Raw genomic sequence first — 12,516 nt, 5'->3', positions numbered from 1 at the left:
AACGAGACATGTCCACATCCGCCGCGACCGGCATCCCGGTCTCCGCACAACCCGACCCCACGACCGCCGGTGCCAGGACGAAGCGTCGTCGCCTCAACACGAACGGCGGGATGGCGCCGTACCTGTTCATCGCGCCGTTCTACGTCCTGTACGGCCTGTTCATGATCGTCCCCGTCGGTGCCGCGATCTTCCTCTCCTTGACGGAGTGGGTCGGCCTCGGCGCCCCGACGTTCATCGGGTTGGAGAACTACGCGAACCTGTTCCGGGACACGAGCTTCGGCACCGCGCTGACGAACTCGCTCATCTACACGCTCATCGCGGTGTTCATCATCGTGCCGTGCGCGCTCCTCGTCGCCCAGGCGCTCAACGCCAAGGGGCTCAAGGCGCGCGACCTCTTCCGCGTGACCTTCTTCATCCCGATGGTGCTCTCGCCGATCGTCATCGCGCTCGTCTACAGCCTCATCTTCGACACGAACTCGGGGCTGCTCAACGCGACGCTGAAGGCCCTGTTCGGACTCCCGAACACCGACTGGCTCGGGGACCCGACGCTCGCGAAGGGCGCGATCGGCTTCGTGCTCCTCTGGCGGACGGTCGGCTACCTGACGATCTTCTTCCTCGCCGCACTGCAGAACGTCTCGCCGGAGCAGTACGAGGCGGCGTCGCTCGACGGCGCCGGCCCGGTCCGCAAGTTCTTCTCGGTCACGCTGCCGGAGATCCGCCCGGTCACGAGCTTCGTCGTCGTCACGAGCTTCATCAGCGCGGCGCAGATCTTCGACGAGCCGTACCTGCTCACCCAGGGCGGCCCGGGCGAATCGACCCTGAGCGTCGCGATGTTCATCTTCCGCGCCGCGTTCCAGCGCCAGCAGTTCGGCTACGCCGCAGCCGCCGGTGTCGTCCTGTTCGTCGTGGTCTTCGGGGTCAGCCAGATCCTCAACCGCGCACTCGCCATCGGGAGGACCGACTGATGACCGCCACGACCCACACCGAGAGCATCACCACCGGCGGGAACGGCCGCCGACGAGAGCGCGGCGGCAGGAACCGCGCCCACGCCCGCAAGTCCAGCGGCTGGATCGCCCGCCGCGGACTCCTCTACGTCACGCTGAGCGTCCTGCTGCTCGTGTTCGTGTTCCCGCTCGTCTGGGCGATCTCCGGGTCGTTCAAGAACCGCGGCGACATCTTCGCCACCCCGCCGTCGCTCATCCCGAGCCCGGCGACGATCGACAACTACGTCAACCTGCTCACCACGCAGCCGTTCTGGAACTGGTTCGCGATCAGCATCGGCACCGCGCTCATCGCCACGACCGTGTCCGTGTTCGTCTGCGCCATGGCCGGCTACGGGTTCGCGAAGTTCCGGTTCCGCGGCAAGCGGGTCCTGTTCACGGTGATGTTCTCGTCGCTCTCGGTGCCGTTCGCCGTGATCCTCGTGCCGCTGTTCATCCTCGTGGTGAAGTCCGGTCTGTCGACGCCGTGGTTCTCGCTCGTGGTGCCGTGGGTCGCCCCGGCGTTCGGGATCTTCATGATGCAGCAGTTCATCGTGCAGTCGATCCCGGACGAGATCATCGAGGCCTCCCGCATCGACGGCAACTCCGAGTTCGGCACGTTCTGGAGGGTGGTCCTCCCCCTCCTCCGTCCCTCCCTCGGCGCCCTCGCGGTGTGGGGGTTCCTGCAGACGTACAACTCGTTCCTCTGGCCGCTCGTGCTCATCTCGAACTCGGACCAGTACACGCTGCCGCTCGGCCTGAACTCGGTGTTCGCGTCCGAGAACCGCTCCTACGACCTGGTGCTCGCGGGGTCCGTCCTCGCCTCGGTGCCGACCATCCTCGTCTTCCTGCTGCTGCGGAAGCAGCTGCTCGACGGCCTGACCGCCGGTGCGGTCAAGGGGTGAGGTGCCGGTGACCACCTGACGGCCGGGAGGCGCGGGTTGCCCCCGCCCCGCGACCGCACCCGCTCTGCCCACCTGACCACGACCCTCCAGGAGGAGTCCCATGCAGCACCTCACCGAGTCCGTCCGCTTCGGCGCCGCCTACTACCACGAGTACCAACCGACCACCGGTCTGGCCGAGGACATGCGCCTCATGAAGGAGGCCGGGTTCACCGTCATCCGCGTCGGCGAGTCGGTGTGGTCGACGTGGGAGCCGGAGAACGGGGTGTTCGACCTCGAGTGGCTCGCCCCCGTGCTCGACGCTGCTGAGGAGAACGGCATCGGCGTCATCCTCGGCACCCCGACCTACGCGGTGCCGATGTGGCTCGCGCGGCAGTTCCCCGAGGTCAACGTCGAGCGCGGGAAGTACCAGCCGATGGGCTGGGGCGCCCGGCAGGAGATCGACTACGCGCACCCGGCGTTCCTGTTCCACGCCGAGCGGGTCATCCGGAAGATCGCCGCCCGCTACGCCGACCACCCCGCCGTCATCGGGTACCAGGTCGACAACGAGCCCGGCAACGAGCTCATCGCGAACCCGCAGGTGTTCCAGAAGTTCGTCGACCACCTGCGGCACACCTACGGCAGCGTCGAGGCGATCAACCGCGAGTGGGGCCTCACCTACTGGTCGCACAAGCTGTCGACGTGGGCGGACCTCTGGACCCCGGACGGCAACGTGCAGCCGCAGTACGACCTCGCGTGGCGGAAGTTCCAGGCGTCGATCACGACGGACTTCATCGCGTGGCAGGCCGCGGTCGTCCGGGAGTACTCCCGCCCCGACCAGTTCGTGACGACGTGCATCTCGTACGAGCGGCCCACCGTCGAGGACGACGCCCTGACCGAAGCGCTCGACATCACCGCCGGCAACCCGTACTACCGGATGCAGGACGCCCTCGAGCTGCCGTCGACCGAGGACACCGAGCAGTACTGGACCTCCTCCGGGGCATGGACCCTCATCGCGTCCGGCGACCGGATGTACGGGTCGAAGCAGGCACCGTTCCTCGTGACCGAGACGAACGCGCAGGCGATCGGGTTCTCGTGGTCGAACGAGCCCGCGTACGACGGGCAGTGGCGGCAGGCGGCGTGGGCCCTCGTGTCCCGCGGCGCGACGATGATCGAGTACTGGCACTGGCACACGCTGCACTACGGCGTGGAGACGTACTGGGGCGGGGTGCTCCCCCACTCGCTCGAGCCCGGGCGGACCTACGGCGAGGTCGCGACGATCGGTGCGGACTTCGCCCGCGCCGGGGACCGCGTGACCGAGCTGCAGCCGCACTCCGACGTCGCGCTGCTGTTCTCGAACGCGAGCAAGTGGGCCTTGAACGAGCACCCCGCGCTCGGTCGGGGTGGGGTCGAGCCGGACCGCCGGTCGTTCCAGACGGTGTTCGACGCATTCGCCCGGGGGACGTTCGACGCGGGGCTGCAGGCGAACACGGTGCATCCGTCGCAGGTGTTCGACCAGGATCCTTCGGCGTTCGCTGCCACCCACCCCGTGTTCGTCGCGGCGGCGTTCACGATCGCGACGGATGCGCAGTTGCAGTGGCTCGGGGCGTACGCGGCGGCGGGCGGGCACCTCGTCGTCGGGATCCGGACCGGGTACGAGGACGAGGAGTCCCGGGCCCGGGTGGAGCGGAAGCCGGCGTTCCTCGACGAGGCGAGCGGCATCCACTACGACGAGTTCAGCAACCTGCACGTGGCGGTGCCGGTGGTGGCCGGGGCCGCTGGTGCTGCTGCCGCTGGCTTCGTCGTGCCGGCCGGTGCGACGGCGACGCGGTGGATCGATGGTGTCCAGGTCGACGACGCTGAGGTCCTCGCCGGGTACGACCACCCGCACTTCGGCAGGTTCGCCGCCGTGACGACCCGTGCGCACGGGGCCGGTCGGGTCACGTACGTCGGGACGGTCCCGTCGATCGACCTCGCCCGGGCGCTCATGGACTGGGCGGTCTCGGTCGGTGCAGGGACGCCCTCGTGGCAGCCGCAGGTCGACACGCAGTCGGTGTCGAGCTCGGTGAACCGGCACGGAGAGACCGTGCACGTCGTCCACAACTGGTCCTGGACGCCGAGCACCTTCACGCTGCCGGGCGCTGCGGACGACGTGCTCGGAGGCGGCGGCGCGCTCAAGGCCGGCGCGGAGATCGCGCTCGGGGCGTGGGACGTGCGGGTGTTCGCCGCGGAGTAGGCCCGGCTGCCTGAGTCACACCAGCATCGGCGCATCGCACCACTGATCCCAGGTGGTGCGATGCGCCGTTCGTGGTGCCATGCGCCCGGCGAGAGGTTGTGAACCACCAAGACCTTGCGCAACTCATGTATCAGATACATGATTGGTCCACCCGAGTGAGGAACCGGAGCAGGAACGAGGGATCACGATGCAGTCACCCACCAGGACGCCACCACCACACGCCGGACTCCGCGCTCCGCGTGACCACGGTCGGATCATGAAGGTCATCACGAACCTCTGGTTCGCGCTCGCGGTGTCAGTCTCAGTCTTCGTCGCTGCGGTGACCTTCGCCGCGGCGACTGTCTCGACTGGTTGGGCACTCGCGGGGACCGCCTCCCTCAGTCTGAGCGCTGGGGCTGGCGGATGCTACTTCGGTTCCATGGCTCGCCAGCGTTACCGGGACCGCCATGTCCGGTAGGTCGTCGGAATTGTCCATCCGCTCCGGCTCGGGACTGCGGCAGCATCGGGGACTCCCGGCGGAGACGTTCGCCGTCGAGCCGATCCGGCAGGAGTGCTGCAGATGACGCGACGCGGCGTTGCCCTCACCGTCCTCGGCGGACTCGCGTCCGTTGTGATCGCGTGGGTCGCGATCGACGCGCCGATCGCGGGGATGGTCCTCCTCGCGACGCTCGTCTTCGCCGCATCCGCACGACCCGTCGTCGGGAACACCCCGATCTCGGCGGGCACCACGATCGATCCACGCGCGGTGCGCCGGTACCGGGAGCAGCATCCCGGAGCGACCATCACGGAGGCGATCGCCGCACTGCAGCGCTGACCGGCGACGAGCACGCCCCTCCGCCCGTCGGCGTGCGCAACCGACGCCCCCGCGGACGGGCGTCTGCGAATCGTCAGCGCAGGCGCGCCGATGACCGACCGCGAGCCCCGGACGACGGCTGCGAGAGCGGGTACCGGACATCGAGCCGCGGGTCGAGCACGGTGGTGATGAGGAAGCGCATGAGTGTGCCGCCCGCCGCCCAGTACAGCCCGACGACGAGGAACGCCACCCCGGGGACCGTGCGCGTGCTGACGAGGACGATGACGAGGATCGAGACCGCCACGCCGACCGCCATGTACAGGCTCCGCCATGCTCGAACGGTGGCGTCGCGGCGGGTCTGTTGCGCTGCCGTCCGTTCCTCGAGTCCGTCGAGGGCCGTCTCGAACACGGGGCGCTCGACGGTGCCGAACAGCTCGGTGGCGGGGACCTCGAGTGCCGCGGCGATGAGCGCGACCGTCTCGAGGGCGGCGTCCTTGCCGGACTCGAGCCGCTGGATGGTGCGGACGGCCACGCCCGACTCCGAGGCGAGGCGCTCCTGCGTCCACCCTCGACCGACCCGCAGTTCCTGGACTCGTGATTGGTTCATGGGGCCAAACCTAGGAGAGCCCGACACGACACCACCACGACACGGACCCGCCACTCACCCGCCAGTCACCCGCAACGCCCGGATGGCGATCGTCGTCGCGGCGGCCAACAGCGCGTCATCGGGTGTCGCGGTCGGGTCCTGTTGCCGGGACATCGTCGTCACGACGATCGGCGCGCGGCCCGTCGGGTACACGACGGCGATGTCGTCACGGACGCCGTACTCCCCGGTTCCCGTCTTGTCGGCGACCGGCCACGCGGGGTCGACACCGGCGCGGATCGTGCCGTCCCCGGTGGTGCAGCCCAGCATCTCGTTGCGGAGGAGGGTCCGGTCGGCGGTCTCGAGCGAGTGGCCGAGGACGACCGTGCGCAGGTCGAGCGCGAACTGCGCGGGCGTCGTCGTGTCGCGCTCGTCGCCGGGGAGCGCCTGGTTCAGGTCGGGCTCGGTGCGGTCGACCTCCGTGGTCCGGTCGCCGATGCCGCGGAGCCACTGCTCGACGACCTCGGGACCGCCGAGCCGCTCGACCAGCAGGTTCGCCGCGGTGTTGTCGCTGAACCGGAGCGCCGCGTCGATCAACTGACGAACGGTCATCCCCCGATCGACGTACACCGTGGTGACCGGCGCGTAGGACAGCAGGTCGGCACGGCCGTAGTGCACGACCGTGTCGAGGTCGGCGTCCGAGGACCGCGCGAGCGTCGCGGCGACGATGAACGTCTTGTTCGACGACGCGAACGGGAACCGTGTGCCCGCGCGGTAGCCGATCGTGCGTCCGTCGGCGGTGTCGATGGCCGTCACGCCGAGCGTGGCGTGGTGGTCGTGTTCGAGCGACCGGAACGCGGCTCGGGTCCGGCCCGACGAGGTCGGCGTGGTCGACGTTGACATCGAGGTCGAGGTCGAGGCGGTCGCCGTCGACAGGGTGGTGCTCGCCGTCGACGGATCGGCCGGGACACCGGCGAGCGTCACGGCGGTGGCGACGGCGACGGCGGCCGCGCCGGCAGTCAGGAAGACGGTGAGTCGAACGTGCATGCACCGAGCTTGACGGGAGCAGGTCATCCCCGTCCAAGACCAGATCACGCCGACCGATGCCAGAACAGCATGGGCGTACGGTGACGGCATGGATCTCGTCTCGGCATGCCGCGTCCTGGTCGAGGTGGCGGAACGAGGCAGCGTCACGCAGGCGGCGCTCGCGCTCGGGGTGGCCCAGTCCGTCGCGAGCCGACGCATCCTCGCGCTCGAGGACCGGCTCGGCGGACCGCTCCTCGAACGCTCGGCGCGACGGGCGGTCCTCACGCCGTTCGGCCGCGATCTCGTGCCACCCGCCCGGCGGCTCGTGCGGCTCGCCGACGAACTCGAACTCGACGCCGAGCGGGCCCGACTGCGTCCGATCACGGTCGCCGTCCCGACCGGGTGCGGGACGCGGGACCTCGCGGTGGCGGACGCAGCGGCGCGGGAGGCCGGACTGCGTCTCGAGTTCCGGACCGACGGTCCTGCGCGCCGGTCCGGTCTCGCCGCGACCGCCGAGGTCCGTGTCGCCGTCGTCGCGGTCCCGGCGGCGGACGCGCGCTGGACGGTGGAGGTCGGTGTCGCCGGTCGGCAGGCGGTCGCGCACCCGTTCCGGCTCGACGGTCTCCGGCCAGTCCGCCGTGGTGCGCCGGTCCGCGAGGACGCCGGCAGCCGCCTCCGTACCGGACCGGAGGACGACGTCTCGCACGTTCGCGACGTCCTCACCCGGGCCGCGTTCGCCGCCGGCGTGCTCCCCGGACAGGTCCCGGTCGACGGCTCGGTCACGGCGGCGCTCGCCGCGGTCCTCGCGGACGGCGACCTGCTGCTCTGCTCCGTCGTCGAGGCCGAGGCGCTCGGCCTGCACTGGCGGCCGATCGAGGGCCTCCGACTCGTCCGTGGCCACGACCTGGTCGGGGAGAGTGACCGCGACGTCCGCGCCGTCCTCGATGCGGTCCAGGACGAGCTCGCCGCCGCGGTCGGGGCAGCGCCGACCGCGCGAGCCCGCCAGGACCGCCGGGAGGCACGCCATGCGTGACGAACGCCTGCTCGCCGAGGTCCGTGGCGACCTGGCACGCGCGGGTCTCCACGCCTCGATCGTCGTCCGCGACCTCGACTCCGGCCGGGAACTCGAGCTCGACGGCGACGTCCCGACGCCGATCGCGTCACTCGCGAAGATCCCGATCGCCCTCGCGGTCCTGCGGCGGATCGCCGACGGCAGGCTCGACGGCGCACAGCGCATCGACGTGCCCGCCGGGGACCCGGTCTCGGGCACCCCGGGCACCAGCCGGTTCCGCCACGCGTCGAGCATCGCGGTCGACGACCTCGTCTCGTTGGCGCTCACGATCAGCGACAACGGGGCCGCCGATGCTCTGCTCGACCTCGTCCCGCCGGTCGAGGTCACCCGGGACCTGGACGCGATCGGCATCACCGGCATCGTCCTCCGGCACCGGTTCGCTGACCTCTCGGACACGCCGCTGGAACGGTTCGCCCCCGGCGAGGCGCATCTCGCCCACACGCTCGCGATCCGCGGCAGCACGCCCGCGGCCGGCCACCCCGTCCGACAGCTCGACGTCGCTCGCACGAACGTCGGGACCGCACGCGCCGTCGCCGACCTCCTCGGCGCGGTGTGGGTCCCGCGGCGCGTCGACCCCGACGTCGCCGGCCGGCTGCGGGAGCACCTCGGTGGGAACGTCGTCCAGCACCGGCTGACCCCGGACTTCGCGACGGACGACAGCCGGTGGTCCGCCAAGACCGGGACGCTCCTGAACCTCCGGCACGAGGCGGGTGTCGTCGAGCACGCCGACGGGACCCGCCTCGCGGTCGTGGCCCTCAGCACGTCCTCGGTGCCCGCGTCGGTGCAGTGGGCGGCCGAGGCGTCGCTCGGCGCGGCGGCCCGGCGGATGCACGACCGCGTGCGGGACAGCCGACAGCCCTGAAGCGGAGCGCGCCGCGGACGGTCGCGACCCGAGCGCGACGCGGTCCCCACGGCGGTGGCTACGATCGCCGCATGCCCCGAGACACTGCAGCCCAGCCCCGACGCCGGGACCCGGGGCGCCATCAGAACCTCGGCGGCATCCTCCGCCGCGTGCATGCCGCACCCCGCTCACGGAGCGACCTGACCCGCGCGACGGGGCTGAACCGCTCCACGATCGCGGCGCTCGTCGGGGAGCTCATCGACCGCGGGCTGGTGGTCGAGGACGATGCGAACGGTGTCGGCGCGGTCGGCCGACCGAGCCCGCTCGTGCGGCCGAGCGACCGCGCCGTCGCGATCGCGATCCACCCGGAGATCGACGCGGTGCGCGTCGGTGCCGTGCTCCCCGGCGGACGCGTCCTCCGCGTCGAGCGCGTCGCGTGCACCGAACCGCCGAGCGTCGACGACGTCGTGCAGATCGCCGTGGAGGCCGTTGCCGCCATCCGGACCACCCTCGCGTCCGACACGGTCGTGGTGGGCGCCGGGGTCGCCGTTCCGGGGCTGGTGCGCGTCGCGGACGGATTCGTCCGGCTCGCCCCGCACCTCGGCTGGCATGAGGAACCCCTCGCCGAACGGCTCGCTGCCCGACTCGGGATGCCGGTCCGGGCGGCGAACGAGGCGACGCTCGGTGCCGCCGCCGAGTGGGTGTTCGGTGCCGGCATCGGCGTGCACGACCTGCTCTACGTCAACGGCGGACGGAGCGGCATCGGGGGCGGCATCGTCGCGGGTGGGGTCCCGCTCGTCGGCGCAGGTGGGCACGCGGGCGAGATCGGACACGTCACGGTCGCCTCGGACGACACGACGGACTCCGCGGGGCTGCCCGGCACGCTCGAGGCGCACGTCACGCACCAGGCGCTGGAGCGGGCGGTCGGGCTGGTGGGCGTCGGGTCGGCCGCGCTGACACGGGCTGTGGTCGACAGCGACCGCCCGGAGGTCGTGGCGCTCGTCCGGCAGCAGGTGCGGGCGCTCAGCACGGCGCTCGCGAGCGTCGTCAACGTCCTCGGGACGGAACGGGTGGTCCTCGGGGGCTTCCTCGCCGTGCTGCTCGCCGCGGACGGTGCGGGGCTCCGTGCCGAGTTCCACCGGCACGTCCTCGGGCCGCTCGAGGACGTCGACATCCGCGCGGCGGTGCTGGGCGACGACATCCTGCTCATCGGCGCCGCGGCGCTGCCGTTCGACCGGGTGGTCGAGGACCTGCCGGACCTCGACGCCGCGGAGGCCGGACGCCTTGCCTCGGCGTCGATCATGGAATAGGTTGTGACCCACAACAAACTCGACGTGAGGAACCACCATGGCAACGACGCCCACGCGTGACGACAAGTTCTCCTTCGGTCTCTGGACCATCGGCTACAACGGCACGGACCCCTTCGGCGGCCCGACCCGTCCCCCGCTCGACACGGTCCACGCGGTCGAGAAGCTCGCGGAGCTCGGCGCCTACGGCCTGACCTTCCACGACGACGACCTCTTCGCGTTCGGCTCGACCGACGCCGAGCGCCAGACCGAGATCGACCGCCTCAAGGGCGCGCTCGAGAGCACCGGGATCGTCGTGCCCATGGTCACCACGAACCTGTTCTCCGCGCCGGTGTTCAAGGACGGCGGGTTCACCTCGAACGACCGCGACGTCCGCCGGTTCGCGATCCGCAAGGTGCTCCGCAACATCGACCTCGCCGCCGAGCTCGGCGCCGAGACCTTCGTCATGTGGGGTGGCCGCGAGGGTGCCGAGTACGACGCCGCGAAGGACGTCCAGGCCGCGCTCGAGCGCTACCGCGAGGCGGTCAACCTCCTCGCGCAGTACGTCACCGACAAGGGCTACGGTCTCCGCTTCGCGATCGAGCCGAAGCCGAACGAACCCCGCGGCGACATCCTGCTGCCGACGCTCGGTCACGCGATCGCGTTCATCGACACGCTCGAGCGCCCGGAGCTGTTCGGCGTCAACCCCGAGGTCGGCCACGAGCAGATGGCGGGGCTCAACTTCACGGCCGGCATCGCCCAGGCGCTGTACTCGGGCAAGCTCTTCCACATCGACCTCAACGGCCAGCGCGGCATCAAGTACGACCAGGACCTGGTCTTCGGGCACGGCGACCTGCAGAACGCGTTCTCGCTGGTCGACCTGCTCGAGCACGGCGGCCCCGGCGGCGTCCCGGCGTACGACGGCCCTCGCCACTTCGACTACAAGCCGAGCCGCACCGAGGACGTCGAGGGCGTCTGGACGACCGCCGCGGCGAACATGCGGATGTACCTGCTCCTCAAGGAGCGCGCCGCCGCGTTCCGTGCCGACCCCGAGGTGCAGGCCGCACTCGAGACCTCGAAGGTCGCCGAGCTCCGCACCCCGACCCTGAACGACGGCGAGTCCTACGACGACATCCTCGCGGACCGCTCGGCCTACGAGGACTTCGACACCGACACCTACCTCGGTGGCAAGGGCTTCGGTTTCGTGCACCTCCAGCAGCTCGCGCTCGAGCACCTCATGGGCGCTCGTGGCTGAGACCGACCCGACCCCGGCGACCCTGGTCGCCGGGGTCGACTCGTCGACGCAGTCCTGCAAGGTCTCGATCCGGGACGCGGCCACCGGTGCCGTCGTCCGCGAGGGTCGGGCCCCGCACCCGGACGGCACCGAGGTCGACCCCGCGCACTGGTGGGACGCACTCGGCAGCGCGATCGCCGACGCCGGCGGTCTCGACGACGTCGCAGCCATCGCGATCGGCGGCCAGCAGCACGGCATGGTCGTCCTCGACGTCGACGGTCACGTGATCCGCGACGCCCTCCTCTGGAACGACGTCCGGAGCGCCGACGCGGCCGCGCAGATGGTCGAGGAGCTCGGCCGGGAGGCATGGGTCGCCCGCACGGGGCTCGTCCCGGTGGCCTCGTTCACGGGCACCAAGCTGCGCTGGCTCCGCGATGCAGAGCCGCACAACGTCGACCGCGTCGCGGCCGTCGTACTCCCCCACGACTGGCTCTCATGGCGCCTGCGCGGGTACGGTCCCGCCGACGAGAGCCCCCTCGGACCAGACCTCGACGCGCTCGCGACGGACGGCTCCGACGCGAGCGGCACGGCGTACTGGGACCCGGTGCGCCGCGCGTACGACGCCGACCTCTTCGAGCGGGCGCTCGGCCGCCCGATGCGCGAGGCGACCGGGGCCGACGCGGACACCACCCGGGACTCGACCGGAGACGGGCAGGCGGCCGTCGTCGTCCCCGTGGTCGTGCCTCCCGACCGCCCGATGGGCCGCCTGCACGCCGACGTCGCACTGCCGGGCGGGACGACCGCCCGGGCCGGCCTCGTCGTCGGACCGGGGACGGGCGACAACGCCGGTGCGGCGCTCGGCCTCGGGCTCGGCCCGGGTGACGTCGCCGTCTCGCTCGGCACGTCCGGCACCGTCTTCGGTGTCAGCACCGCGGCGCTCGCGGATCCGACCGGCACCGTCGCGGGGTTCGCCGACGCGACCGGCGCGCGCCTGCCGATCGTCACGACGCTGAACGCCGCCCGGGTGCTCGAGGTCGTCGGCGGCCTCCTGGGCGTCGACCACGACGAGCTCGGTGCGCTCGCGCTCGAGGCGCCGGCGGGTGCGGGCGGGCTCGTGCTCGTGCCGTACTTCGTCGGTGAACGGACCCCGAACCGCCCCGACGCCACCGCCTCGCTCCTCGGCATGACGCCGGCGACGACGACCCGGCCGTACCTCGCCCGGGCCGCGGTGGAGGGCATGCTCTGCGCCCTCGCCGACGGTCTCGCCGCGGTGGAGGACACCGGGACGCGGGTCGAGCGCGTGTTCCTGATCGGCGGTGCGGCGCAGAACGAGGCCGTCCGGGTCGTCGCGGCACAGGTCCTCGGCCACGACCTGCTCGTGCCCGAACCCGGCGAGTACGTCGCTGCCGGTGCCGCACGGCAGGCGGCGTGGGTGTTCTCGGGGCGCCTGCCGGACTGGTCGGTCGATGCCGAGACGATCGCTGCGGACCCGCACCCCGCGGTGCTGGAGACCTACCGGGCGCATCGCTGAACCCCCGACGGACGGGAGGCGCGGTGCTGGCCGGCACCCGCGCCTCCCGTCCG

General features: G+C 71.6%; 11 protein-coding genes. 9 read left to right on the top strand and 2 right to left on the bottom strand.

Translation table 11 applies throughout. The annotated features are described in order from the left end of the window. Positions 1-8 precede the first annotated feature (8 nt). From ACO0E0_RS12445 to ACO0E0_RS12430, 4 genes are all read left to right on the top strand, one after another. Positions 9-965 carry a carbohydrate ABC transporter permease gene (locus ACO0E0_RS12445; RefSeq protein ID WP_422871747.1) on the top strand — a complete coding sequence of 319 codons (957 nt, stop codon included), beginning with the start codon at positions 9-11 and terminating at the stop codon, positions 963-965. Next, positions 965-1,885 (top strand): carbohydrate ABC transporter permease, encoded by a 921-nt coding sequence (locus ACO0E0_RS12440; protein WP_422871746.1) that lies wholly within the window; start codon positions 965-967, stop codon positions 1,883-1,885. Before ACO0E0_RS12445 ends, ACO0E0_RS12440 begins: the two co-directional genes overlap by 1 nt. A gap of 100 nt (positions 1,886-1,985) precedes the next feature. Next, positions 1,986-4,097 carry a beta-galactosidase gene (locus tag ACO0E0_RS12435; protein WP_422871745.1) on the top strand — a complete coding sequence of 704 codons (2,112 nt, stop codon included), beginning with the start codon at positions 1,986-1,988 and terminating at the stop codon, positions 4,095-4,097. 559 nt (positions 4,098-4,656) lie between these two features. Further along, entirely contained in the window at positions 4,657-4,911 is a 255-nt protein-coding gene (locus ACO0E0_RS12430) for a hypothetical protein (protein WP_422871744.1), read from the top strand. Between the two features lie 73 nt (positions 4,912-4,984). On the opposite strand, the gene ACO0E0_RS12425 is transcribed toward ACO0E0_RS12430, so the two are convergent. Beyond that, the gene (locus ACO0E0_RS12425) at positions 4,985-5,497 is read right to left on the bottom strand and encodes a helix-turn-helix domain-containing protein (RefSeq protein ID WP_422871743.1); all 513 of its coding nucleotides are present in this window, start codon (positions 5,495-5,497) and stop codon (positions 4,985-4,987) included. Positions 5,498-5,551: 54 nt separating this feature from the next. Further along, on the bottom strand, positions 5,552-6,520 hold the full coding sequence (gene bla / locus ACO0E0_RS12420; protein WP_422871742.1) for a class A beta-lactamase: 969 nt from the start codon (positions 6,518-6,520) through the stop codon (positions 5,552-5,554). A gap of 88 nt (positions 6,521-6,608) precedes the next feature. Between bla and ACO0E0_RS12415 the strand changes: the two genes are divergently transcribed. The 5 genes from ACO0E0_RS12415 to ACO0E0_RS12395 all read left to right on the top strand — a co-directional run bounded on the left by ACO0E0_RS12415 (position 6,609) and on the right by ACO0E0_RS12395 (position 12,463). Further along, positions 6,609-7,532 (top strand): LysR family transcriptional regulator, encoded by a 924-nt coding sequence (locus tag ACO0E0_RS12415; RefSeq protein WP_422871741.1) that lies wholly within the window; start codon positions 6,609-6,611, stop codon positions 7,530-7,532. Next, entirely contained in the window at positions 7,525-8,433 is a 909-nt protein-coding gene (locus ACO0E0_RS12410) for a serine hydrolase (RefSeq protein WP_422871740.1), read from the top strand. Before ACO0E0_RS12415 ends, ACO0E0_RS12410 begins: the two co-directional genes overlap by 8 nt. Positions 8,434-8,504: 71 nt before the next feature. Next, positions 8,505-9,722: an ROK family protein gene (locus ACO0E0_RS12405; protein WP_422871739.1), complete on the top strand. Its 1,218-nt coding sequence runs from the start codon at positions 8,505-8,507 to the stop codon at positions 9,720-9,722. A gap of 37 nt (positions 9,723-9,759) precedes the next feature. Continuing rightward, the gene (gene xylA, locus ACO0E0_RS12400) at positions 9,760-10,953 is read left to right on the top strand and encodes a xylose isomerase (protein WP_422871738.1); all 1,194 of its coding nucleotides are present in this window, start codon (positions 9,760-9,762) and stop codon (positions 10,951-10,953) included. Then, entirely contained in the window at positions 10,946-12,463 is a 1,518-nt protein-coding gene (locus ACO0E0_RS12395) for an FGGY family carbohydrate kinase (protein WP_422871737.1), read from the top strand. The genes xylA and ACO0E0_RS12395 overlap by 8 nt, the downstream gene beginning before the upstream one ends. The last annotated feature ends 53 nt before the right edge of the window (positions 12,464-12,516 follow it).

It is taken from the genome of Curtobacterium phyllosphaerae (assembly GCF_049341865.1).
Classification (GTDB): domain Bacteria; phylum Actinomycetota; class Actinomycetes; order Actinomycetales; family Microbacteriaceae; genus Curtobacterium; species Curtobacterium phyllosphaerae.
Note: the sequence above shows the minus strand (reverse complement) of the source record. Positions and strands in the feature narration are given on the sequence as shown.

Excerpts from the sequence above, each read along its gene's own strand:
- ACO0E0_RS12445 (WP_422871747.1), top strand. The coding sequence starts at position 9 with ATGTCCACATCCGCCGCGACCGGCATCCCGGTCTCCGCACAACCCGAC.
- ACO0E0_RS12425 (WP_422871743.1), bottom strand. The coding sequence starts at position 5,497 with ATGAACCAATCACGAGTCCAGGAACTGCGGGTCGGTCGAGGGTGGACG.
- ACO0E0_RS12430 (WP_422871744.1), top strand. The coding sequence starts at position 4,657 with ATGACGCGACGCGGCGTTGCCCTCACCGTCCTCGGCGGACTCGCGTCC.
- ACO0E0_RS12410 (WP_422871740.1), top strand. The coding sequence starts at position 7,525 with ATGCGTGACGAACGCCTGCTCGCCGAGGTCCGTGGCGACCTGGCACGC.
- xylA (WP_422871738.1), top strand. The coding sequence starts at position 9,760 with ATGGCAACGACGCCCACGCGTGACGACAAGTTCTCCTTCGGTCTCTGG.
- bla (WP_422871742.1), bottom strand. The coding sequence starts at position 6,520 with ATGCACGTTCGACTCACCGTCTTCCTGACTGCCGGCGCGGCCGCCGTC.
- ACO0E0_RS12435 (WP_422871745.1), top strand. The coding sequence starts at position 1,986 with ATGCAGCACCTCACCGAGTCCGTCCGCTTCGGCGCCGCCTACTACCAC.
- ACO0E0_RS12415 (WP_422871741.1), top strand. The coding sequence starts at position 6,609 with ATGGATCTCGTCTCGGCATGCCGCGTCCTGGTCGAGGTGGCGGAACGA.
- ACO0E0_RS12440 (WP_422871746.1), top strand. The coding sequence starts at position 965 with ATGACCGCCACGACCCACACCGAGAGCATCACCACCGGCGGGAACGGC.
- ACO0E0_RS12405 (WP_422871739.1), top strand. The coding sequence starts at position 8,505 with ATGCCCCGAGACACTGCAGCCCAGCCCCGACGCCGGGACCCGGGGCGC.